The organism is Ilumatobacter sp., from assembly GCF_041688325.1.
Classification (GTDB): domain Bacteria; phylum Actinomycetota; class Acidimicrobiia; order Acidimicrobiales; family Ilumatobacteraceae; genus Ilumatobacter_A.
Map to the genome: position 1 here is coordinate 1 of NZ_JBDNIJ010000092.1, position 22,216 is coordinate 22,216.

Below are 22,216 nucleotides of genomic sequence, written 5' to 3' on the forward strand. Positions count from 1 at the left end.
AACTTCTCTTGCGGTGCCAGGAACCGCCTCTTCTTACGTCCAGGTTGAGTACTCACACGTGCCTCCTCAGGCTCGATCGAGGACCCTCACATGCTGACTGAAACTCGACGCGAACTGCGACACGAAGTCAGACGCAACACACGGGGGCCGTACAGGGCGCAGGTTGCCGCCGCAGCTGAAGAGTATGGGTCGGCGTGTGACGAGCCGACCATACGCATTGTCGAGGTGGAGCAGTTCTGCTCGTGGTCGGCATGCAGGATGAGCAGGACATCCAACGCCTTGGTGAGCACCGGATCGGGCCTGTACTGCGGTTCGGCGATGCGCCACATCATCGAGAGGAAGTTCTCGGGGTAGCTCAGATCGTTATCGGGGTAGACGAAGGGCATGCCGATGCTGGCGCGGTACGCGAGTGCAGCAAGTGTCGGGGTCTTTGCGATGAGCCGCACGATCTGACGGTGACGGGTGTCTGGGTCAAGGACGTCTTTGGCCTCGGGGTAGTAGGTCGACAGGCCAGCAATCGCGGACATCAACATGCCCATGGGATGAGCGTCGTAGTGGAAGCCCTCGGTGAACCGTTTGCGCATGTTCTCGTGGATGAAGGTGTGGTGGCGGACGTCTTGCACCCAAGCATCGAGTTCAGGTTGCGTTGGCAGTTCACCGTGGAGCAGGAGATAGGACACTTCGAGGAACGTCGAGTTCTCGGCCAGTTGTTCGATCGGATACCCGCGATATCGGAGGATGCCGTTGGCCCCATCGAGATCGGTGATTGTCGAGGTGGTTGATGCTGTGCCAGTGAATGCCGGGTCGAGTACCCAGGTGCCGGGCATGAGCTTCTGGATCGCAGCCATGTCGATGCCTCCGCCTTCGACGGGGATTTCGACGGTCTGGCCGGTGCGGTTGTCGGTGATTGTCACGGAGTTGGTCACTGGTGGTTCCTCGTTCGGGTGAGATACAGAATGTTCGACTTCAACGGATAGCGCTGTTCTTCCAGAACTGGATGTTGACCCTTTATCGTACCGAGCGCAAAAAGTCGGGGTTCAGTCGAGACTGATTCCGATCACGTCGAGTGCATCGGCCAGTGCAGATGAATTGAGGAGGGTTTCTGCCGCAGCGAGTTCGGGGGCGAGGTATCGGTCGGGGCCAGCGCCATCAACGTCGACGCGCAGCAGTGCAAGCAGCGCGCCGGTTGCCGGCGACGGCGCCAGCGGCGCGCGGAATTCGATTGCTCGAGCGGCGCAGACGTATTCGACTGCAAGGATGCGGCGAACGTTGTCGACCACCTTGCGCAGTTTGCGGACCGCGAGCCAGGCCATAGACACGTGGTCTTCCTGCATGCCTGACGTCGGGAGTGAGTCGACCGATGCTGGTGCGGCGAGGCGCTTGTTCTCCGAAGCCATGGCTGCTGCCGTGTAGTGGCCGATCATCAGGCCGCTGTCGACGCCGACTTCGTGGGCGAGGAAGGGCGGGAGGCCGTGGCTGCGGGTCTTGTCGAGCATGCGGTCCATTCGCCGTTCGGCAATCGCTCCGATCTCGGAGACCGCAATGGCGAGGAAGTCGGCAGCGAATCCGAGTGGTGCGCCGTGGAAGTTGCCACACGACTCGACACGGCCGTCGGCAAGCACCATCGGGTTGTCGATCGCTGATGCGAGCTCGTTGCGGGCGACGAAGCGGCAGTGCTCGAGAGTGTCGCGGACGGCGCCGTGAACCGACGGCGTGCAGCGGATGGAATAGGCGTCCTGGACGCGGGTGTCGTCATCGTTGTTGTGGCTGGCGACGATCGGGGAGCCGGCGAGCATGGCTCGGAGATTCGCCGCGCTCACTGCTTGGCCGGGTTGTGGGCGAAGTGCTTGGAGGTCAGCAGCGAAGGGTGTGTCGGTGGCCAGAAGCCCCTCAACGGTCATCGCGGTGATCATGTCGGCCTGGCTGAGCAGGCGCTCGATGTCGGTAATGGCAAGGCACAGCATGCCCAAGATGGCATCGGTGCCGTTGGTGACAGCGAGGCCCTCTTTCTCGGCGAGCTCAATGGGTTTGAGGCCGGCGGCCGCAAGTGCCTCGGCGGCGGGTCTCACCTTTCCGCCGTAGATGACGTCACCTTCGCCGAGAAGCGCCATCGCTCCGTGGGCGAGTGGCGCAAGGTCGCCGCTGGCCCCGAGCGAGCCGTACTCGGGGACTATCGGTGTGATGCCGGCGTTGAGGATGTCGACCATCGCCTGTGCAACGAGTGGGCGCGCCCCACTGTTGCCGAGAGCGAGCGTGCGCGCTCGGAGGAACACCATGGCGCGCACGACTTCGTCTTCGACCGGGTCGCCCATGCCGGCAGCGTGGGAGCGGATGAGCGCGACCTGGAGTGCACGGCGGCGGTCGGGTGGGATGGAGACGGTGGCGAGTGCACCGAAGCCAGTCGAGATGCCGTACTTGGGGGCGCCTTCAGCGAGTTGTTCGACGACTGCTCGGGCAGCGGCCATTCGTTCGACCGCCGCTGCGGTCAGTTCGACTGGTTCGGATTCGCGGGCGACGGCGGCAACGTCGGCGATGGTGACGCCGGGGCCGTCGAGGTGGATGGTCATGATGTGTAGTCCTCTCCATTGGTGCGCAGTTCGTGCGCAAATGCGTCGACGGCCGCAGCGATTGACGCTTCGTGGTCGGTCCGTTCGTCAATCCCGAAGCGGTACTCGGGGCCGACGATCGAGATCGCCAAGCCGAGCTTGCCGGTCGACGCAAGTGCCCGGCTGATCGCGGTGATGTCAGCCTCGACGGCGCCGGTTCGGGTGGCCGTGGTGCCGGGTTCGTCGAGCGCGGCGCCGAGCGCGGAGCCGCGCAGGGTGACGTCCTGGCCGACCCAGCCGACGTGGCGGATTGCACGGGGGCTCTCGGCGGTTGCGATATAGGTGCCGGTGCGACCATCGCTCACAGCGAGGTAGGTCGATTCGCCACTGCGCCGGGCAAGTTCGTCGAGGTGCGGTTGAGCGATAGTGGCCAGGCGGTCAAGGACGGTGCCGCCACGCAAGGAAGCAGCAATTCGCAAGATGGTCGGGCCCGCCGAGAAGTCGCCCGACTCGTCGCGGTCGACGTAGCCGCGAGTTTCGAGCGCTCGGAGGTACCGCAACGCGGTGGTCAGCGTGAGCGCGGATGCGTTTGCTGCGGCGGTGAGGTTGCAGTTGCGCTCGGCGAGCACGATCTCGAAGAGGTCGAGCACCCGACCGATCGAACGTGGGACGCCCGTTTGGTCGCGTTCCCGGTCGCTGCTCGGAGCGGTCGTCGTGCTGGTCGTGGAAGCCATGTGGCCTTCTCTACGTAATGTCACCTAATGACAATGAATGTGATCTGTTGACAGACTAGAGTCATTGCGCGCAGACTGCAAGGCATGAGTTCTTCGTTTGGCCCGATCGGAACGCCCATCACCGGCATCAGCGCGCCGCGCGGTACCAAGCTGAATTGCAAAGGGTGGCCGCAGGAGGCCGCCTACCGGATGTTGCAGAACAACCTGGACCCTGAGGTCGCGGAAAACCCCGACGAACTCGTCGTGTACGGCGGTACGGGCCGTGCGGCGCGGAACTGGGATTCGTACCGCGCCATGCTCCGCACCCTGCAGACGCTCGAGCGCGACGAGACGATGCTGGTGCAGTCCGGCAAGCCGGTTGGCGTGATGCGGACCCACGAGTGGGCGCCGCGAGCGATCATTGCCAACTCGAACCTCGTGCCCGACTGGGCGAACTGGGACGAGTTTCGCCGCCTCGAACAGCAAGGCCTCACCATGTACGGCCAGATGACCGCCGGCTCGTGGATCTACATCGGCACCCAGGGCATCTTGCAGGGCACCTTCGAGTGCTTTGCCGAGATTGCCCGCAAACGTTTCAATGGCACCCTCGCCGGCACCCTCACGATCACCGCCGGTGCTGGCGGAATGGGCGGCGCGCAGCCGATGGCAGTCACCATGAACGACGGCGTTGTGCTCGTCATTGACTGCGACCAGCGCATGCTGCAGCGGCGCGTCGATCATCGCTACCTCGATGAGATCGCCCCCGACTACATCAGCGCTGTGCGCCGTGTGCACGAGGCAAAGGCCAGCCGCACACCGCTGTCGGTGGGTCTCCTCGGCAACGCCGCCGACATCTTGCCGCGACTCCTCGCCGACAAGGTCGATGCTGACATCGTCACCGATCAAACCAGCGCGCACGACCCGCTGAGCTACATGCCCAATGACCTCACGCCCGAGGCTGCTGCGGAACTGAAGCGCACCGACCCGGCCGAGTTCACGCGTCGATCGCGTGCCGCCATGGCCACCCACTGCGCGGCCATGGTCGGGTTCATGGACGCTGGCGCCGAGGTCTTTGACTACGGCAACAGCCTGCGCGCCGAGGCGAAACTGGGCGGTTTCGAGCGGGCGTTCGATTACCCCGGTTTCCTGCCCGCGTACATCCGGCCCCTGTTCTGTGAGGGGCTCGGACCGTTCCGTTGGGTTGCACTGTCGGGCGATCCGGCCGACATCGCAGCCACCGATAAAGCGGTGCTCGAAGAGTTCCCCGACAACGAAGGCCTCCATCGCTGGATCAAGCTGGCTGGCGAACGCGTTGCTTTCCAAGGCCTGCCCGCGCGAATCTGCTGGCTCGGTTACGGCGAGCGGCACCGTCTTGGGCTTCGCTTCAACGAGATGGTTCGTTCAGGCGAGCTGAAGGCTCCGATCGTCATCGGGCGTGATCACCTCGACTCCGGATCAGTCGCCTCGCCTTACCGCGAGACCGAAGCAATGATCGACGGCTCCGATGCCATTGCCGATTGGCCGCTTCTGAACGGCCTCGTCAACACCTGTTCTGGCGCCACCTGGGTCAGCATCCATCACGGTGGGGGAGTCGGCATCGGTCGATCGATCCACGCCGGCCAGGTGAGCGTCGCGGACGGCACGGCACTCGCAGACGAGAAGCTGGAACGCGTGCTCACCAACGACCCCGCCATGGGTGTGATCCGCCACGTCGATGCCGGCTACGAACGGGCCATCGAGGTCGCTGACGAGCGGGGCGTGGTCATTCCGATGAAGGGCAGCCCGATGCAAGCCGGAGCCACGGAGCCGGCAACGGATGGCCTGACGAGCGAGCAATGACGGTTCGGCCAGTTCTCTCGATTGGTCACCCCACGCTGCGCGTCATCGCCAGTGAGGTGCCGGCCGAGGAGATCGCAAGTGATCGGATCCAGACACTGATCGATGACCTCATCGAGACAATGCGCCATGCCAACGGTGCGGGCCTTGCGGCCACGCAGATCAACGAGCGGCTCAGGGTCGCGGTGCTGGAGGTTGGCGACAACCCCCGATATCCGTACAAACCGCCCATTCCGCTGACGGTTGCGATCAATCCGATCATCGAACCGCTCGACGACGAACTGGTCGAGGTGAACGAGGGCTGTCTCTCGGTTCCGCTGCGTGGCAACGTGGACCGACACGTCAACATCCGAGTGCGGTATCTCGACCGCGACGGCGTCGAACACGACGAAATCAAACGGGGCCTGACCGCTGGCACCTGGCAACACGAATGCGACCACCTCGACGGTGTGCTGTTTATCGACCGCGTCACCGATCCATCCACGCTGGCTACCTGGGACGAGTTCAACGAGTTTCACCGCGCCGCCTTTGTTGAGCGGATCACCGCATTTGTGGAGCGCGTCGGCTCGTGAACACCCAGGTGTGGTGCGAGTCGGCGCTGGTCGACGGGCGGCCGCAACGCGGCGTGCTGGTCGACATCCTCGACGGCCGATTCGCAACGATCACCGCCGACGCCGAGCCGGGTAGCGCAACACGACTCAGTGGATTCACGATGCCGGGCCTGGCCAATGCCCACAGCCATGCCTTTCACCGGGTACTCCGGTCACGCACCCAAGCCGACCGGGGCACCTTCTGGACGTGGCGTGACCTGATGTACCGCGCCGCTGAACGACTCGAGCCTGACTCCTACCGTCGACTGGCTCGCGCAGTGTTCGCCGAGATGGCGTTGGCCGGTGTGAGTTGCGTCGGCGAGTTCCACTATCTCCACCACCAGCTCGATGGCACGCAGTACTCCGATCCCAACGAAATGAGTGTGGCGCTCCTCGCCGCGGCGGACGACGTTGGCATCCGAATCACACTGCTTGACACGTTGTATCTCCACGGTGGTTGCGGGGTGAGCGGATACAACGAACCGTTCGGAGTCCAGCAACGATTTAGTGACGGAACTGCCATCGCCTGGGCCGACCGGCTCAATCGACTTGGCAGCGGGAACACGCACCGGATTGGTGCAGCGATTCACTCGGTCCGTGCTGTCGACCCTCGATCGATGCAGCTCGTTGCCGACTGGGCTGCAACCCGCCAGGCTCCGCTGCACGCTCACGTTTCGGAGCAGGTCGCAGAGAACGAGGCCTGCATGGCGTACCACGGGTCGTCGCCGATCGAAGTACTCGCAGCATCGGGTGTCGTGACCAACCGCTTCTCGGCAGTTCACGCAACGCATCTGTCTGGGCATGACATCGAGCGGCTCGCCGCCGCGGCAGCAATGGTCGTGATGTGCCCGACCACCGAACGAGATCTCGGTGATGGCATTGGACCCACGAGCCGCTTCGCCGAGCGAGGTATTGAAATGTCGCTCGGCTCCGACTCGCACGCAGTGATCGATCTGTTCGAAGAGGCTCGGGCCCTCGAACTCGACGAGCGCCTCCGCAGCAACGAACGCGGTGTCCACCCTGCATCCTGTCTGTTGGACATGGCAACGATCAACGGTCATCGCAGCCTTGGCTGGAACGACGCCGGTTCGATCGCAGTTGGGAACAGGGCCGATCTCGTCACCATGCGGCTCGACTCGGTTCGGACCGCTGGGACGACCATCGGGGGCGCTGTCGAAACAGCGGTCTTTGCTGGAATTGCGACCGACGTGACCGACGTGTACGTCGATGGCCGCCACATCATTTCCGAGGGACGTCACTCGACGATCGACGTGGCTGCCGAACTCGATGTTGCAATCAAGGAGCTCATGGATGATGCCTGAAACACCGACACCGACACCGACGCCGACACCGACGCCGACACCGACACAGCGATCACTCGCGATCGACAACATTGGTTCGCTCATCACCAACGACCCGACACTCGGCCGCGGTTCGCTCGGCATCATTGACAACGCGTCGGTCGTGATCGTCGACGGCGTCATCGAGTATGTCGGGCCGGCTGGAGCGCTTGCCGACGACCGCATTGACGCCGACGGTGCATGCGTGCTGCCCGGGTTCGTCGACTCCCACACCCATCTTGTCTTCGCTGGTGACCGTGCCGAAGAGTTCACCGCACGCATGGCCGGCCAGCCCTATGACGGCGGCGGCATCCGCGTGACCACCGACGCTACGCGCAACATGTCGACTGGCGCGCTCGATGGCCTGGTTCGCCAACGACTGGCCGAGGCACACCGTGCTGGCACCACCACGATCGAGATCAAGTCGGGATACGGCCTCAACGTTGCCGACGAAACCCGGAGCGTCGAGATCGCCCGGAGATACACCACGGAATCGACGTTCCTCGGGGCACACCTCCTGCCCGCTGAGTTCGAAGGCCGTGCCGACGACTACATCCACCTGGTCTGCAACGAAATGCTCGACGCAGCACAGCCGCACGCCAAGTGGGTCGATGCCTTCTGCGAAACGGGCGCCTTCGACGCTGACCAATCGCGAGCGGTCCTCGAGGCGGGCCGGGCCGCCGGGCTCGGGCTGCGCCTTCACGGCAACCAACTCGGCCACGGCCCAGGTGTCCAACTTGCTGTCGACTGCGGGTGCGCGTCAGTTGATCACTGCACGTATCTCTCTAATAGCGACATCGAAGCGTTGGCCGGCAGCGACACGGTCGCCACGTTTCTCCCGGCAGCCGACTTCTCGACACGGCAGCCGTATGGCGACGCGCGCCGGGTGATTGATGCCGGCGCCACTGTTGCATTGGCGTCCAACTGCAACCCCGGATCGAGCTACACGACCTCGATCTCATTTTGTATAGCCATCGCTGTTCGCGAGATGGGCATGACGATCGACGAAGCGGTCCAAGCAGTTACTCTCGGAGGCGCTGCGGCGCTTCGTCGCACCGATGTCGGCAGACTCACGCCGGGGTCGGCCGGCCACGCGACCATCCTCGACGCTCCGACACACCACCACCTGGCCTACCGGCCAGGCGTCCCCCTGATTCGCCAGACGATCGGACCACTCGGATCGCTCGATCCAATCCGACCACAGAGAGGAAGTACCAGGTGACTCTCATCCACCGCAGCGCAGACAGCAGCGCCGACAGCAATGCGTACCTCGACACAGACCGGCACCCCATCGACGACGAGTCGTACATTGCTGAGTGTCGTCAGCGTCTCGACAACGACGGCGCCCTGGTGCTGGCTGGCTTCGCTCGCGCCGCGACGATCGAGCAGATCGTTGCTCAGTCAGCACCCCGCGAGGGCGATGCCTACTACGCCGGCAAAACGCACAATGTGTACCTCACGCCTGCTGACCCGTCGCTCGATGGGGCGCATCCGTTCAACCGGCAAGTGAAAAGCAGCAAGGGTTTGATTGCCGATGACGAGATCCCCCACGCCTCGCCGCTGCGTGACATCTACAACGACGCGCTGTTCCGTTCGTTCCTCTGTGGTGTGCTCGGTATCGACAATGTGCACCCCTCTGCCGATGACATGTCATCGATCAACGTGCACTTCGCGTCCGAAGGTATGGAACTCGGCTGGCACTTTGACAATTCGTCCTTTGCCGTCACGATGTTGTTGCAGGCTGCCGAGGGCGGGGCGCACTTCGAACACGTACCAGCAGTCCGCAATGCCGACGCTGGCGACATGGCATTCGAACGGGTCGGCAAAATTCTCGACGGCGATGAGCCGGTGCAGACGCTTGATTTTGAACCCGGCGACCTCGTGCTGTTCCGCGGCCGCAACGCCATCCACCGCGTCACGCCGACCGAAGGTGGCACCACGCGCCTGCTCGTCGTGTTTGCCTACAACGACCGGCCCGGTGTCGCTCTGTCAGAATCGGCACGCACCACCTTCTACGGCCGTACCGCCTGAGTCGGGCTGGTTAGGGCGAGGTGCCGAGCACGACAAGCCCGTCTTTCACGGCGGCGACTCCGGCAGCGTTGTACACCTCGAACGGAACCGTCATGTTCCCATCGGGTGTCTGGTTGGCCGGCCAGACCTTGACGGTGATCGTCGACGGGAGTTCCACCATGGCGGCGAACCGGCCTGCGACACGGCGCACGAGTTCGGGGTTGCCGTCTGCTCGGTGATTGATGACGGCCGTAATCCCCTGGGCAAGCGTGGCGGTGCCGTGCAAGATGATGTCGGGCAGCCCGGAGGCCTGGGCAACGGCGCGGTCGGTGTGGATCGGATTCCAGATTCGTGCACATTCCGTGTAGACGTGAGCAGCGCCTGCCGCGACATCGACAGTCGTCACGACTGGATCGCCGTGACGTTCCGATGCGGGTATCGCAGGTGGGGGCGTCGGGTCCGGGTGGTTGACGTTGTCGGTCGGAACGCCTAGGTAGATGGCATCCTGAGTCGTGGTGGCAACGGGCTGTCCGTCCTGGTCGACGGTGATGAGTCGAGTGGTGACCTTGGCGCCGGGGGAAATGTCGGTGACTCCGACGATGGAAAGTTGGGTCGACAGACGATCGCCGGGTCGGACGAGACGGTGCACGGTGAGGTCGTGGGTTGCGTGGACGCCGGTCAAGACCTCGGCTCGAGTCATGCCGAGCGGTTCAGACATCGAACGCGACGCGACAATTGCTTCCCATTCGGGGCCGACCGGAAACAGGGGGTGGGCAACCACACCGTCGCGGCGAGTGGTGTCGAGGTAGCGGTCGGAGTGATCACCGAGCGCAGCCGCGTAGGCCATTACCCACCGCTCGTCGATGTCATGGACGACAGGCGTCAGCGACATGTTAAGGAGAGCAGCAGGTACCGGCATGTGTCAGATCGTGCCACTCTGGGACGCCTGGCGGATCATTTCCATGCTGCGCAGCACGATCGGGCTTGGCTCGTCCGGCTGCCAGTTTTTGTACGCCTCACGAACGTCGCCGGGCCACTGCTCGTCGACATCGACTCGAGCCTCAGGGCCGGGTGCGTTGATCAGAAGTTGGAGTGCCGCGTCGAGCGTGCGCCGCTGCATCGCGCGGTCGTTAACAGCCCCGAAGGAGTGCCCGAAGGGGAACTGGACGCCGAGCGTCCGTGACGATCGGTACTTGTCGGACAGAATCGGCATCATCGTGACCGTTACGGTCGGGACGCCTGCAGCTTCGATGATTCGCGCCAACACGGGCACGTTTTTGCAGCAGTCCGGTCAAGCCGGAGCGAGGATCAGCGCGTCGATTTCAGCTGCGTGACAGCGAGCTGCGATTTCTGGCCCCGTCGTCGTGCGCCAGACTTCGGCACCGTTTTCCTGGAAGCCCATCACCGAGAAGTGCTCGGGTGCAGCGGAGCCGACGCGGCCGTCGGCCACCAACTCGTCGAGTCGATTGATCGGCAGTGCCACGTTGATGTCGTGGAGGAGGTCATCCGTGCGGATATGGAGGTGTGTCGCACCTATGTCTGCTTGGTTGACATCGGATCGGATGGGCCGAAGCGTCGGGTCGCCCCATGTGGGCTCGCGCCGCTCGCGCTCGATGTCAAACCCGTCCTGTTCACCTTGGATGAAAATGCCGGCACTCGACAGGAGCCCGATCCGTGCTTCGTTCAGTGGCTTGGTGAAGTCGGCCCACACCGGCTCGTGTTCGAACCGGGGTGCGGCTTCGAACATCGTTCGGAAGGCCCTCGGGAGGAACGCGTAGCTGTCGACGGTCACCGTGCCGAACGTAGCAAAGCGCCGATGCTCGTTGATCAGCCGACTGAGTTGCTCACGTCTTGGCGGTTGCTGCGAGCGTCGGGGCCACGCCGGCCTCGAACTTTGAGATGAAGTGGTAGCGATCGCCGCGAACGGTCGTGGTGCGCCACTCGATGGGACGTCCCTTTGCTGTGCTGAGTCGTTCGAGAAAGAAGGCTGCGTCACCACGGCGCATCTCCAGCAGCGCCCGTTCGGCCGGCTGTGGGTTCAGTGGTGCGATCCGCTCCCACCCAGCGTCCGGCCGAACGCCGCAGCATCGCTCGAGTTCGTCGTAGAGCGCCGTGCGCTCGAAGTTGCTGGTGATGATCGGCCCGGCCACTGCCATCGGCAGCCAGGCCCGATCAAGGGCCAGGGCTTCGTTTCCGGCGTACCGGATGCGTTCGAGGTAGAGCAGCGGCGCGTCGGCTGGCAGGCCGAGTTGCACGGCGATGGTTTCGTCGCTGCGCTCTTCGAGGGCCAGGACCTTGCTGCGCTGCGCGACACCGGATGATTCGATCGACTCGAACAGGCTGTACAGCGCACCGAGCGGTTGGACGAACTCACTCTGGTTGACAACGGTGCCGCGACCGCGTTCACGCCGCAGAATCCCGCGCTTGTTGAGATGGCGAATCGATTCGCGGACAGTGTGCCTGCTGACCTCGTACTCCGCGACAAGCTCGCTGTCGGTCGGGAATCGGTCGTTGAACTCGCCCGCGTCGAGGCGTCGCTTGAGTTCAGACTCGAGTTGTGCCCACAGTGGCATCGGGCTGGTTCTGTCAAGGGTCATGAGATCCTCCGCCGACGTCCAGATGACGTCAGAGTGCTATTTATCAGAACATCCGTACAAACAGACTCTATGCGGAGCAAGGCACTCTGAACCGATGTTGACTCCTGATCTAAATGTACGTATATTCGTTCATATAGCCGAACAGATCGGACGCCAGCATGAAGTTCACGCAGTATTACCTTGAGTGTCTCTCGCAGGCCTCGTACCTCATCGGTGATGAAGCCACAGGTCGAGCGGTTGTCGTTGATCCGCGCCGAGACATCGATGAATACGTTCGTGACGCTGACGCCGCGGGCCTGACGATCGAACTGGTCATTGAGACGCACTTCCACGCCGACTTCCTGTCGGGTCATCTCGAGCTCGCTGCGGCGACTGGTGCCGCGATTGCCTACTCCGACGTCGCACGCACGGACTTCGAATCACGAAAGCTCGCTGATGGTGAGCGAATCGACCTCGGAGATGTCGTGCTCGAGATTCGGCACACCCCCGGCCACACTCCCGAGTCGATCAGCATCGTGGTGTGGGATGGCTCGACGAGCGAAGAGCCCTACGCAGTGCTGACCGGCGACACGCTCTTCATCGGCGATGTCGGTCGGCCCGATCTGCTTTCGTCGGTCGGCCACAGCCGTGAAGATCTGGCAGCGAGCCTGTACGACAGCCTCCACGAACAGCTCCTCACACTTCCCGACAGCACTCGGGTCTATCCCGCTCACGGTGCTGGCTCTGCCTGTGGCAAAAACCTCTCGACCGACACCTGGTCAACCATCGGGGTCCAGCGATCGACGAACTACGCGCTGCTCGCCGACAGCAAAGAAACGTTCGTCGACCTGGTCACCGAGGGGCAAACGCCGCCGCCCGGGTACTTTGCCTTCGACGCCGATCTCAATCGGCGTGACCGAGAGCTCCTCGACGAGGGTGCTGCTCCGCAGGCGCTCACGCTTGACGAAGCGGATGCCTTGGTTGCAAACGGGGCGATGATCATCGACGGTCGTGACCCCGAAGAGTTTGCGCGCGGGTATTTCGACGGTTCGATCAACGTTGGCCTGAATGGCCGCTACGCCGAGTTCGCCGGATCGGTCGTCCCGCACGATGTCGACATCGTCCTCGTGGTCGACGACGGCTTTGAGACCGAGGCCAAGAACCGGCTTGCTCGAATCGGCTTCGACCGTGTCGCCGGATTCGTGCAGTTCCCGACGGTGGTGATGCTTGACCTTCCCGAACGGGTCCGTCAAGCGTCGCGTCTGACGGCGGAAGACTTCGATGCTCGCCGCAACATGATCAACGGGCTCCAACTGCTCGACATTCGCAACCCTGGCGAAGTGGCACTCGGTGCGATTGACGGGGCGCAATTCATCCCGGTCGGCCAGCTCCCGGAGCGGCTCGGAGAACTCGATCCGTCGGCACCGACCGTTGTCTATTGCGCCGGCGGTTACCGCTCGTCGGTGGCGGCCAGCGTGCTGCGTGAAGCGGGCTTTGCCGACGTCTCCGACATTTTGGGCGGATATGGCGCCTGGCAGAACGCACAGGCCGTCTGATCTCTTGGTAGCGAGGGGCAGGCCAGCGGCCTGCCATGCAAGGCTGCCACCGTCGATATCTTGCACCGACGAGAAGCCGAGCTTTTGCATGATTGCGGTGGTCTGGCCGCTGCGGTTGCCAGCGCGGCGAGAGAGCACGTACGCCACATCGGGGTCGAGTGGGTCTGCCCCGATGCGAAGCTCGCAGTGGCAGGTGCACTTGCATTCTTGGGCGCAGCCGCCGAAGATCGTGACCGATGATGCGATCAATTGATCTCAATGCGGATCTCGGCGAGGGTTATGGCCCGTGGTCGATGGGCGACGACGCAGCCATGCTGGGGATCGTCACCAGCGCGAACATTGCCTGTGGCGGGCACGCCGGCGACCCGGACACGATGTTCAACACCCTCGCCGTTGCCGGCAAGAACAATGTGGTCGTTGGAGCACACCCGGGTTACGCCGACCGTGCCGGGTTTGGCCGCCGCATCATCCCCATGTCGCCTGACGAGATGGCCCGCATGATCGCCGCTCAGATTGGCGCGTTGACGTCGATCGCTCGCTTGGCGGCCGTCGAGGTGCGCTACGTGAAAGCCCACGGCGCGCTCGCCAATTTGGCCGCCGGTGACGCTGCCGTAGCTCGGGTCCTCGTCGACACCGTTCTGCAGCTCGACGAACGGCTGGCGATCCTGGCGATCTCCGGCACCGAGATCGAGCATGCCGCCCGGGGGGCCGGTGCGCAGGTGTTTTCTGAAGTGTTTGCCGATCGCGGCTACCAGGCCAGCGGTCAACTGGTTCCGCGCAGCCAACCTGGTGCGCTGATTCACGACCCCGCAGAGGCAGCCGATCGGCTACTCGGATTTCTTGAAACGGGCCTGATGCCGGTGGTCGATGGAGCACCGATTCCATTGGCGGCCGACTCGGTCTGTGTCCACGGCGACTCGCCAGGTGCCGTCGACATGACAACACAACTTCGTTCGCGTCTTCTCACCGCCGGCGTCGAGCTGCGGAGCTTCGCTGCCACGTTGTGAACCGGTTCGCTCCGGTTGGTGACAGCGCTCTGCTCATCGAACTCGCATCTGAGTTCACCGAGCAGGCCAATCGTCAGGTCATCGCACTCGACCAGGCAATCAACAGAGCGATCGACGAGCGCCGTGTCGTCGGCATCGTCGAAACCGTGCCGGCGTACGTCAGCGTGCTCGTCGTCTTTGATCCGCTCGTCACCGATCACGACGTCGTACGCGCCGCGATCAACCTGCTCGACACGACGAGCGGAGCGGTTGGCGAGCCGAGCCGTCATCACGTTGCGGTTTGCTACGACCTCGGGGTCGCTCCCGATCTTGAAGCGGTCGCTGTGCACAGCGGGCTCAGCCCAGACGGCGTGGTCGAGGCGCACCTCTCCGGGTCGTACCGAGTGGTCATGTACGGCTTCGCTCCCGGCTATGCCTACCTGTCAGGTGTGCCAGATCCGATCAACGTGCCCCGCAAGCAGCAGCCGGTGCGTGGCGTTCCTGCTGGCAGCGTGATTATCGCTGGCGGACAGTGCTTGATCACCACGATCGAGATGCCGACCGGCTGGTCCGTGATCGGCCGCACGCACTTCCGAGTGCTTCCCGACCAGTCCGACGAACCGTTCGCCTTTCGACCGGGAGACGAGATCGTGTTTGATCGCATCACACTCGACGAATACAAGGCGACGACATGAACACGGCATCGCTGCGTGTCGTGGCGGCGGGCCCACTCGTCACGTTTCAAGACCGCGGTCGTCTCGGGCATCTCCGCCACGGTATTCCAGCGTCCGGACCGATGGATCGAACTGCGCACGCCATTGCGAATGTCGTGCTCGGCAACCCGGCTGGCGCGACCACTGTCGAGGTGTCGCGTGCGGGCGCATCGTTCGAATGCGTCGGGTCGAGCATGACGGTCGCAGTCGTCGGTGGGAGGTTCCGCACCGCGGTGAATGGTGCAGCGATCGGGCCGAACATCGTGGTGACCCTTGTACCGGGGGACCAGCTCGCGGTTGCATCGGGGCCGAGTGGTAGCTGGGCCTACCTGGCCGTTGCCGGTGAGCTCGCAATACCACGATGGCTCGGGCACACGGCAACACACTCGCTGTCCGGGCTCGGTGGCGGCCACGTGACTGCCGGCCTCGACGTCGGGGTAGCAGCGGCGCGAGCGGATCCGCTCCTCGACGGTCCGGTCGCAATCTTCCCGGGCAATAGTCTCATCGACGGCGTCGTTCGGGTCGTTCTTGGCCCGCAGGACCACCGGTTCACCGCCGAAGCACTGCAGCATTTCGTCACGGTCCCATTCGCGCTCACCGAAGAGTTCGATCGGATGGGCGTGCGTCTCGACGGGCCGCACCTCGACCTCGATGCAGCACTGTCGATTCCGTCCGAGCCCATCGTCCGCGGCTCGGTGCAAGTGGCTGGTGATGGCGTGGCAACGGTGCTACTCGCCGACCATCAGACAACCGGGGGTTACCCCAAGATTGCCACGGTCGTCGGCGCCGATCTCGATGCCTTCTGTCAGCTCAGGCCAGGCGACTCCGTCCGGTTCGTCCCCGTCACGCCAGCCGAGGCCATCACGAGAGTGCGTACACACGCAGCGGCGTCCGAGAAGTTCTTCAACGACGAATTGCTGCGCACACGCCAGTTGGCTCGGCGCCTTGCCGAGACCGACCTGATCGGCGACGTCGGCGCCGGCTGAGCCGGCGGTGCCTCAGTCGAGGATGTCGGCGAGCGCTCCCAACAGCGTCGTGACGTTGCGCTGGCGGGCGGTGTGGCCCATGGTGCCGATGCGCCAGACCTTGCCGGCCACCGGGCCGAGCCCACCTCCGATCTCGATGCCGTAGTCACGGAGCAGTTGCGTTCGCACCTCGGCTTCGCTGAACGAACCGAGGCGGCCCTCCGGGATCGAGATCGAACTGAGTGGCGCCAAGCGGTGCCCCTCTGCTGCGAACAGTTCGAAACCGAGCCCTTGCATCCCCGCCTTGACGGCATCGCCAGCAGCCTGGTGACGGGCGCGAACTTCGTCGAGACCTTCGTCGAGTACGACGCCGAGGCCAGCGTGCAGCGACATGATCATCGAGATCGGAGCAGTGTGGTGATATGCCCGAGCGCCAGAGCCGGTGACGTACCCGGCGATCATGTTGAGGTCGAGGTACCACGACTGCGGCTTCGGCAGAATGCGCTCGATCGCACGATCCGACACCGTGAGCGGAGCGAGACCAGGTGAGACCCCGAGGCATTTTTGGGTACCGCTGTAGGCGATATCGATACCCCATTCGTCGACGCGCAAGTCGACGCCGCCGAGTGACGTGACGCAGTCGGCGAGGAATAATGCGTCGCCTTTTCTCGCACCCATCGCTGCGATATCGCTCTGCGCCCCGGTGGACGTCTCGGCATGGACCATCGCGAACATCGCCGGGTTCGGATGGGCTGCGACCATACGGTCAACGTCGATCGGCTGACCCCAGTCGTGATCGACGGCAATTGCTTTGGCACCGGTGCGTCCAACGACATCGACCATGCGTCCGCCGAACACGCCGTTCACGCCGACGACGACAGTGTCACCAGGCCCAACGAAATTGACGATCGCCGCTTCCATACCAGCCGAACCGGTGCCCGAGACCGGGAAGGTGAGCGCATTCGACGTGCCGAAAACCGTGCGGAGGCGCGCGTTGGTCTCATCGAGTAGGGCAATGAACTCCGGATCGAGGTGTCCGAGCATCGGCTTGCCGAGCGCCTGAACGGCTTCGGGATACGGGTTGCACGGGCCAGGGCCCATCAGGATGCGGTCAGACAACGTCATGGAGGCGACTGTATTGCCTCGAAAATCGATCAACGCAACCGCTGGAACCGCTTGCTTGTCACCGGAGTGAGAACGGCGGGTACCTGTCAGTCGTCAAGAGGAACGCGTAGGCGTTGACACGCAGCGCCCACCGACCGACGCCAACGACATAGTCGAAGAGGCCTCGCGGGTATCGGCCGGTGAACAGGATTGCGAACCAGGAAACGATGACGACGAAGAACATCCCGATCGCCAGGAAGAACAGCACGATGTAGTGGGGGATGGCAAGAAACCACTTCACGAGGGGGAGCCCGCGCATCAGATCATGTTCCACGTCTGGGTAGTCGATGTCCAGTACAACGTCCTGATGTTCGACAGTCGACGGGTAGGTGTCGGTCAACAGCACCATGTATGCGCCGACGCGGGCGATGAAACGCGTGAGTTCCAAGTTGAAGTCGAACCACCAGCGCGGGTAGCGCTTCTTGAACAGGATCATCAACAACGTCGCACCGAAGAGAGCACCACCGACGCTCGTTGTTGTGGTCGAGACCCATTCTCCACTGACCGCCTGCGAGGTCTGGGTTCCGCTGCCGCTCAGGACGCGGAGCACGATCGCGATCGGGATGATCAGGATCAGGCGAAACGCAGTGGTGACGCGGTTGAGCTGCTCTGGGTATCGAATGTCCAGCCTGGCCGGGTACGAGACGGACAGGGGCACTCCACCCGGCTCACCAGTTTGGGGCGGTGGTGGTGGCGGAGGTGGAGGCGGAGGGGCGAATGGTGTGCTGCCATCGTTCGTCATTGGATACAGCATGTCACAGGGCTGAGCGTCGCCAGAACGATGCGTGGCTGGGCAAACCCGGTCGCGACTCGACCGTGATGACCGACCTGGAACGATCCCCCAATTTCAGTCAGGACGGCCGAGTTCTCAGCTCTGCGATGGTGTGTTCGATGTCGTCAGACGTCGTGTGTAGGTGTGGTGAGATTCGCAAGCCACCGCGCCGAGCATCGACGAAGATGCCGGCATCGGCGAGCCGGGTGACATCGTTGTCGGTCCCGGTGACGATGCACGTCCCGCTGCGAACGCGCGGATCGTGCGGGCTGACCACGAGATGGCCGAGTGCGCCGATCAGCGCGTCGATCTGCTGCTGGTTGTGCTCGTGAACTGCGGTGATGCCGACCTTCGCGATCACATCGATCGAGTGGCGGGCCGCGGCGTACGGCAAGACCGTTGGGGTGCCGCCCCAGAACCGGAGTGCATCGTCGGCGTAGCGGAACTCGTGGATGTCGAACTCGAACGGATCGTCGTGGGAGAACCAGCCGACATCGTCTGGTTCGCACCGGTCGATCATGTTGGGGCGGGCCCACAGCCATCCGGCGCCGGGGCCGCCGCTCAACCACTTGACGCACGACCCGACGATGAAGTCGGCCCGAGCATTCGACACGTCGATCGGGATGATGCCGACCGACTGGGCTGTGTCGACGATCGACAGTGCGCCGGCTGCTCGAGCGACCTCGGCGATTGCGTCGACGGGCAGCAGTTCACCGGTGTTCGAATGAACCTGCGTCACGATGGCGACATCGACATTCGTGAGGTGCCGCTGCCAGGTCGCAGGATCGAGAGCGTCCTCGTCAATGTCGATAAAGCGCACGTCGTATCCGGCGTGTTCGCAGACGTAGCCGACTGATGGGAAGGCGTCCTCGGTGAGTAAGACGACGGGTCGATCGACATCGAACGTTTTGCGGAGTGCGCCGAGGATCTTGGTGAGGCCGCTCGACACGTTGCTCTGCGGGCAGATTGATGAGGCGTCGGCTCCGAGGAGATGTGCCAGCGACGTGCGGAACCTGTCGATGATGCTGAGCCACTGTGACCACACCGCAGCCGTGTCGTGTTCCCAGACGTCGAGGGCACCACCCACTGCCTCGCGCATGCCGCGCACCGGGAGGCCGACCGAATGGCTGAGAAGATACGTTCCCTCACGGTGGGCGAAGGGGTCGGTAAAGATTTCCGGCTCGGTCATTGCGGAGCCAGGAGTTGGCGGAGCGCAGCGATGTCGGCGTGGCGTGTCGGAATGTCGTCACGGTCGGCGGCGAGTCGTCGATCGCGGAGTCCTTCGAGCGATCGCATCAAGATCGGCAGTGGTGGACCGCTTGCAGTGAGGCCGTCGAGATGCTCTGGTGGGATGCCGTCGGCAGGACGTTGAATGAAGTTGGCGACGAGGTCGTCGTGATGCTGTGCTGCCGCGGCCCCGTGCGCCGTGCAGACATCGAGAAACGCTGCGGCGTGCTTCTGGAACCATGGTTGGCCGCTCGACGCTTGCTGGCCGAGGAACGTGTCGAGCAGGTTCGGGTGCCGGTAGGCGGCACGGAGTTGCTGCTGCTCGCTGGGTGTGAGGTACGGGAACTTCTCGGCGACGACCTGGTTGTACGACAGGTCGGTCGGGCTACAGAGCCCGAGCAGCATGTCGATCTGGTTGAAGGCGGCAAAGTCGCCGGCGTTGGCGCCGCGGTACTCGGTGCTTCCAACTCGGTGGGGCCGGTAGTAGGGCCGGACGCAGAAGAAGAACTCGTCGACGTTGAGCATCTGGCCGAGTTCTGTGTTCATCGTCATGGCGTCGGTCAGCGCGTCCTTGGCAACGATGAGGAGGTCGTGCACGGCAGGGTGCGACACGCCCATCGGGTGGATGTGGCCGAGTGCATCGGCGGCACGCATGTACTTGAAGGCGGAGCGCGTGTTGTAGTCGAGGAAGGTCGTCTCGGCCTCGCGCCATGTGAAGGTGCGGTACCGACCGTCGACCGCTCGGTTATAGGTCTCCATGTGGCTCGTGACGAACCGTGGGGCGGTGCCGAGCGTGGCACCGAGATGGAGGGCGAGTGTCGAGGCCTCGACGAGCGGGGAGGTACGTTCACGGGACGGCTCGGTGATCTCGTGACGACGACACGCGGCCATGTAGTAGCCGACGTTGCCGAGGAGTTCGAAGGCAAGATCGAATCCTTCGTCGGTGTTGCCTTCTTCGAGGATCGGCACGATGAGGTCCCGCCCCTCTTCGAGCAGGCTCGCCTTCAGATCGTCGCCGATGCCGTCGACGTTCGACCGGTTGCCTTGCTGGGCGTACCGGTCTTCAAGTGCCGTATTGAGATCGACGAACCGGCTGCGGATCCAGGCGTCGAACGCAGCGACACGCGGTGTCGTCGTTGAATGTTGGCGGGCGTCGGTCATGGGGCCTCGAAATCGGTGGGAGAGCAGTTCGTCAAGAAATGAGAACCGATTCTCTGTTCATTACGAACTGTAGCCTGCGAACGTGGCCAATGGAAACGCAGATTTCGCCGGCCTGGCCGGGCGTACGGTCTCGGCACGATCCGACAGCCGGCGATCGCGGGAGCGGTTGATCGACGCTGTTCAGGTCTGGATGGGAGACCACTCGGCACCGCCTGAGCGGCTCGTTGATGTCGCAGCCGCGGCAGGCGTGTCGGCAGCGACCGCATATCGGCACTTCGCTTCGGTCGACGATCTCATTCAGGCGTTCGTGCTCCAGCTTCCCGTCCGAGCAGCCGAGCTGTTCGCAGAATCAGGCGGACAATCAGCCGACCCACTCGACTCGCTCACTCGTTGGAACGAGAGTTGGGTCGCGGCATGCCTCGAGCATGGCGAGCTGGCCGTTCGCCTTCGTTCGCCTCTGGGGTTCCTGCAACGGCGCAATGACGGCGACCCGGTGATCGCATTCGCGTGCAGCCTGATCGAACCGCTCCTGCAACTACTCGACGGTGACGTGACGATGATGCTGTTCACCTGGAATATCACGAGCGACCCACGCGAAGTGCTCGACCTGCAGCGTCTCGGGTGGTCGGCGAAAAAGATTGCCAACTACGTGACACGGGCGGTGCTCGCTACGCCGTCCCCTGACTGAGCAACGAACTCGCCAGGCGGAGAGCCATCAACAATCAGCGGCGGTCACACTGTGCCTGGCACAGTGTGACCGGTCAGCGGGCGATTCGAAAGCCGATGTTCCCCGTTGCCGTGTCTGGGGTGTTGGAGCTGCGCGCGGCGACCCGGTACCGAAAGCAGTACGAGTCGTGACAGAGGTACGACCCGCCCTTCATGGTGCGCGGCGACGACGGGGCCTGCCTGTTCGGTGCGCAGCAAGGGATGACCGCGGCTGATGATGGCCGACGAGTGAACGCATCGGCGCACCACTCCCAGACGTTGCCGACCGCATTGAACAACCCGTATCCGTTCGGCTCGAACGCTCTCACTGGGGCGGTGCCGTACCAGCCGTCGTCACAGGTGTTGTTGGACGGAAATGTTCCATGCCAAATGTTGCAGCGCTGTTCGCCAGCAGGATCAAGTTCGTCACCCCATGGGTAGGTCGCCTGGTCAAGCCCACCTCGGGCAGCAAATTCCCACTCGGCTTCAGTCGGCAGACGGACACCCGCCCAGTCGCAGTACGCAACCGCATCGTTCCAGCTGACGTGGACCACCGGGTGGTCGGATCGTGTCAACGTGTCACTGTGGCGCCCCTCCGGATGACGCCACGTTGCCCCGAACACTTGCCGCCACCACTCGGCGCCGACGACGCCCGCTGTGTCTTCGTACGGTTCCGGCAGCAGCCCGGCAAAGACGAACGACCAACCATCGGTTTCAGCTTGGGTGAGGTGTCCGGTTGCATCGACGAACGTGGCGAACTCACCGGTGGTGACCGCTGTTGTGCTGATCGCGAACGGGCTGACGTCGACGGTGCGACTCGGTTGTTCACCGTCTTGGGGGTACCCGAACGGGTCGTCGGTCCCCATCCGAAATGGCCCGCCCTCGAGTTCGATGAGTGTGGATGCGTCGATGTCAGCCACGGTGATGCAGGTCGTACTCCGCCATGAAGTACGGATGCGTCGGGTCGAACTCGGTGAGCGGGACCGGATCATCGACACGTCCGATCGGGCGGATTTCGGAGCCGTCGATGCCGAGTCGTTCGTCGCCGAGCGCAGCGCGCCCTGCTTCGATGCTGGCCGTCAACGCGGCCACGACGTCGGGGTGCCTGGCGGCGACATCGTGCTGTTCGCCGATGTCACCGGTCAGGTCGTAGAGCTCAGTAACGTCTTGACCGTTCCGAACAAGGTGCAGTTTCCACTGGCCCCGTCGGACGGCGCCAATATTCGCACCGCGGATGAAGAAGAAGTCCCGGTCGTCGTCGACTGCGTTGCCTGCAAGGCCGAGTAACGGACTGATGTCGTCGCCGTCGATTACTCGGTCGTCGGGCAGGGTCGCCCCGGCGAGCGCCGCAAGCGT

21 protein-coding genes and 2 pseudogenes are annotated in these 22,216 nt (G+C 63.7%); 10 read left to right on the plus strand and 13 right to left on the minus strand.

Features of this window, described 5'->3' with window-relative positions; translation table 11 throughout:
- Window positions 1-140: 140 nt before the first annotated feature.
- The 3 genes and pseudogenes from ACH2EI_RS06010 to ACH2EI_RS06020 form a co-directional block, all read right to left on the minus strand.
- Window positions 141-926: pseudogene (locus tag ACH2EI_RS06010) on the minus strand (citrate/2-methylcitrate synthase); the annotation flags it as partial.
- A 111-nt stretch (window positions 927-1,037) separates the two neighbouring features.
- Window positions 1,038-2,567, minus strand: a complete 1,530-nt coding sequence (hutH, locus tag ACH2EI_RS06015; protein ID WP_395153041.1) for a histidine ammonia-lyase — start codon at window positions 2,565-2,567, stop codon at window positions 1,038-1,040.
- A complete protein-coding gene (locus ACH2EI_RS06020) occupies window positions 2,564-3,280 on the minus strand; it encodes a helix-turn-helix domain-containing protein (protein WP_395159447.1) in 717 nt (238 codons plus the stop codon). Before ACH2EI_RS06020 ends, hutH begins: the two co-directional genes overlap by 4 nt.
- A gap of 84 nt (window positions 3,281-3,364) precedes the next feature.
- On the opposite strand from ACH2EI_RS06020, the gene hutU reads away from it, so the two are divergent.
- The 5 genes from hutU to ACH2EI_RS06045 are packed head-to-tail and all read left to right on the plus strand — an operon-like array spanning window position 3,365 to window position 9,056.
- Window positions 3,365-5,098, plus strand: a complete 1,734-nt coding sequence (gene hutU, locus ACH2EI_RS06025; RefSeq protein ID WP_395153039.1) for a urocanate hydratase — start codon at window positions 3,365-3,367, stop codon at window positions 5,096-5,098.
- Entirely contained in the window at window positions 5,095-5,667 is a 573-nt protein-coding gene (gene def / locus ACH2EI_RS06030) for a peptide deformylase (protein WP_395153038.1), read from the plus strand. The genes hutU and def overlap by 4 nt, the downstream gene beginning before the upstream one ends.
- A complete protein-coding gene (locus tag ACH2EI_RS06035) occupies window positions 5,664-7,007 on the plus strand; it encodes a formimidoylglutamate deiminase (protein WP_395153037.1) in 1,344 nt (447 codons plus the stop codon). The genes def and ACH2EI_RS06035 overlap by 4 nt, the downstream gene beginning before the upstream one ends.
- Entirely contained in the window at window positions 7,000-8,247 is a 1,248-nt protein-coding gene (gene hutI, locus ACH2EI_RS06040; RefSeq protein WP_395153044.1) for an imidazolonepropionase, read from the plus strand. Before ACH2EI_RS06035 ends, hutI begins: the two co-directional genes overlap by 8 nt.
- Window positions 8,248-8,252: 5 nt before the next feature.
- Window positions 8,253-9,056 carry a 2OG-Fe(II) oxygenase gene (locus ACH2EI_RS06045; RefSeq protein WP_395159451.1) on the plus strand — a complete coding sequence of 268 codons (804 nt, stop codon included), beginning with the start codon at window positions 8,253-8,255 and terminating at the stop codon, window positions 9,054-9,056.
- Between the two features lie 10 nt (window positions 9,057-9,066).
- Here the strand turns inward: ACH2EI_RS06045 and ACH2EI_RS06050 are convergent, their stop codons facing one another.
- The 4 genes from ACH2EI_RS06050 to ACH2EI_RS06065 are packed head-to-tail and all read right to left on the minus strand — an operon-like array spanning window position 9,067 to window position 11,632.
- A complete protein-coding gene (locus ACH2EI_RS06050) occupies window positions 9,067-9,927 on the minus strand; it encodes a MaoC/PaaZ C-terminal domain-containing protein (protein WP_395153036.1) in 861 nt (286 codons plus the stop codon).
- A gap of 30 nt (window positions 9,928-9,957) precedes the next feature.
- A complete protein-coding gene (locus ACH2EI_RS06055; protein ID WP_395159449.1) occupies window positions 9,958-10,299 on the minus strand; it encodes a hypothetical protein in 342 nt (113 codons plus the stop codon).
- 27 nt (window positions 10,300-10,326) lie between these two features.
- The gene (locus tag ACH2EI_RS06060; RefSeq protein ID WP_395153034.1) at window positions 10,327-10,827 is read right to left on the minus strand and encodes a hypothetical protein; all 501 of its coding nucleotides are present in this window, start codon (window positions 10,825-10,827) and stop codon (window positions 10,327-10,329) included.
- 52 nt (window positions 10,828-10,879) lie between these two features.
- Window positions 10,880-11,632 (minus strand): GntR family transcriptional regulator, encoded by a 753-nt coding sequence (locus ACH2EI_RS06065; protein WP_395153033.1) that lies wholly within the window; start codon window positions 11,630-11,632, stop codon window positions 10,880-10,882.
- 158 nt (window positions 11,633-11,790) lie between these two features.
- Here ACH2EI_RS06065 and ACH2EI_RS06070 point away from each other — a divergent pair, with 158 nt between their 5' ends.
- The 4 genes from ACH2EI_RS06070 (at window position 11,791) to ACH2EI_RS06085 (ending at window position 15,852) form a co-directional block, all read left to right on the plus strand.
- Window positions 11,791-13,167: a rhodanese-like domain-containing protein gene (locus ACH2EI_RS06070; RefSeq protein WP_395153032.1), complete on the plus strand. Its 1,377-nt coding sequence runs from the start codon at window positions 11,791-11,793 to the stop codon at window positions 13,165-13,167.
- A 239-nt stretch (window positions 13,168-13,406) separates the two neighbouring features.
- A complete protein-coding gene (locus ACH2EI_RS06075) occupies window positions 13,407-14,174 on the plus strand; it encodes a LamB/YcsF family protein (RefSeq protein WP_395153042.1) in 768 nt (255 codons plus the stop codon).
- Window positions 14,171-14,848: an allophanate hydrolase subunit 1 gene (locus ACH2EI_RS06080; protein WP_395153031.1), complete on the plus strand. Its 678-nt coding sequence runs from the start codon at window positions 14,171-14,173 to the stop codon at window positions 14,846-14,848. The genes ACH2EI_RS06075 and ACH2EI_RS06080 overlap by 4 nt, the downstream gene beginning before the upstream one ends.
- Entirely contained in the window at window positions 14,845-15,852 is a 1,008-nt protein-coding gene (locus tag ACH2EI_RS06085; RefSeq protein WP_395153030.1) for a biotin-dependent carboxyltransferase family protein, read from the plus strand. The genes ACH2EI_RS06080 and ACH2EI_RS06085 overlap by 4 nt, the downstream gene beginning before the upstream one ends.
- A gap of 12 nt (window positions 15,853-15,864) precedes the next feature.
- On the opposite strand, the gene ACH2EI_RS06090 is transcribed toward ACH2EI_RS06085, so the two are convergent.
- From ACH2EI_RS06090 to ACH2EI_RS06105, 4 genes are all read right to left on the minus strand, one after another.
- Window positions 15,865-16,956, minus strand: coding sequence for a pyridoxal-phosphate-dependent aminotransferase family protein (locus ACH2EI_RS06090; protein WP_395153029.1), 1,092 nt, complete (start codon window positions 16,954-16,956; stop codon window positions 15,865-15,867).
- A 58-nt stretch (window positions 16,957-17,014) separates the two neighbouring features.
- A complete protein-coding gene (locus tag ACH2EI_RS06095; RefSeq protein WP_395153028.1) occupies window positions 17,015-17,653 on the minus strand; it encodes a DUF4389 domain-containing protein in 639 nt (212 codons plus the stop codon).
- 193 nt (window positions 17,654-17,846) lie between these two features.
- Entirely contained in the window at window positions 17,847-18,956 is a 1,110-nt protein-coding gene (locus tag ACH2EI_RS06100; protein ID WP_395153027.1) for an aminotransferase class V-fold PLP-dependent enzyme, read from the minus strand.
- Entirely contained in the window at window positions 18,953-20,155 is a 1,203-nt protein-coding gene (locus ACH2EI_RS06105; protein ID WP_395153026.1) for a monodechloroaminopyrrolnitrin synthase PrnB family protein, read from the minus strand. The genes ACH2EI_RS06100 and ACH2EI_RS06105 overlap by 4 nt, the downstream gene beginning before the upstream one ends.
- 82 nt (window positions 20,156-20,237) lie before the next feature.
- Here ACH2EI_RS06105 and ACH2EI_RS06110 point away from each other — a divergent pair, with 82 nt between their 5' ends.
- Window positions 20,238-20,843, plus strand: coding sequence for a TetR family transcriptional regulator (locus ACH2EI_RS06110; RefSeq protein WP_395153025.1), 606 nt, complete (start codon window positions 20,238-20,240; stop codon window positions 20,841-20,843).
- Between the two features lie 73 nt (window positions 20,844-20,916).
- Here ACH2EI_RS06110 and ACH2EI_RS06115 read toward each other — a convergent pair whose 3' ends face one another.
- Both ACH2EI_RS06115 and ACH2EI_RS06120 read right to left on the minus strand, forming a co-directional pair.
- Window positions 20,917-21,726, minus strand: a complete 810-nt coding sequence (locus ACH2EI_RS06115) for a formylglycine-generating enzyme family protein (protein ID WP_395159453.1) — start codon at window positions 21,724-21,726, stop codon at window positions 20,917-20,919.
- 46 nt (window positions 21,727-21,772) lie between these two features.
- Window positions 21,773-22,216: pseudogene (locus ACH2EI_RS06120) on the minus strand (Cerebroside-sulfatase); the annotation flags it as partial.

What these genes read in the sequence shown, in the direction of transcription:
- ACH2EI_RS06105 (WP_395153026.1), bottom strand. Translation starts at nt 20,155, where the DNA reads ATGACCGACGCCCGCCAACATTCAACGACGACACCGCGTGTCGCTGCG.
- hutI (WP_395153044.1), top strand. Translation starts at nt 7,000, where the DNA reads ATGCCTGAAACACCGACACCGACACCGACGCCGACACCGACGCCGACA.
- ACH2EI_RS06100 (WP_395153027.1), bottom strand. Translation starts at nt 18,956, where the DNA reads ATGACCGAGCCGGAAATCTTTACCGACCCCTTCGCCCACCGTGAGGGA.
- ACH2EI_RS06090 (WP_395153029.1), bottom strand. Translation starts at nt 16,956, where the DNA reads ATGACGTTGTCTGACCGCATCCTGATGGGCCCTGGCCCGTGCAACCCG.
- ACH2EI_RS06070 (WP_395153032.1), top strand. Translation starts at nt 11,791, where the DNA reads ATGAAGTTCACGCAGTATTACCTTGAGTGTCTCTCGCAGGCCTCGTAC.
- hutH (WP_395153041.1), bottom strand. Translation starts at nt 2,567, where the DNA reads ATGACCATCCACCTCGACGGCCCCGGCGTCACCATCGCCGACGTTGCC.
- def (WP_395153038.1), top strand. Translation starts at nt 5,095, where the DNA reads ATGACGGTTCGGCCAGTTCTCTCGATTGGTCACCCCACGCTGCGCGTC.
- ACH2EI_RS06075 (WP_395153042.1), top strand. Translation starts at nt 13,407, where the DNA reads ATGCGATCAATTGATCTCAATGCGGATCTCGGCGAGGGTTATGGCCCG.
- hutU (WP_395153039.1), top strand. Translation starts at nt 3,365, where the DNA reads ATGAGTTCTTCGTTTGGCCCGATCGGAACGCCCATCACCGGCATCAGC.
- ACH2EI_RS06020 (WP_395159447.1), bottom strand. Translation starts at nt 3,280, where the DNA reads ATGGCTTCCACGACCAGCACGACGACCGCTCCGAGCAGCGACCGGGAA.
- ACH2EI_RS06065 (WP_395153033.1), bottom strand. Translation starts at nt 11,632, where the DNA reads ATGACCCTTGACAGAACCAGCCCGATGCCACTGTGGGCACAACTCGAG.
- ACH2EI_RS06050 (WP_395153036.1), bottom strand. Translation starts at nt 9,927, where the DNA reads ATGTCGCTGACGCCTGTCGTCCATGACATCGACGAGCGGTGGGTAATG.
- ACH2EI_RS06115 (WP_395159453.1), bottom strand. Translation starts at nt 21,726, where the DNA reads ATGGGGACCGACGACCCGTTCGGGTACCCCCAAGACGGTGAACAACCG.
- ACH2EI_RS06085 (WP_395153030.1), top strand. Translation starts at nt 14,845, where the DNA reads ATGAACACGGCATCGCTGCGTGTCGTGGCGGCGGGCCCACTCGTCACG.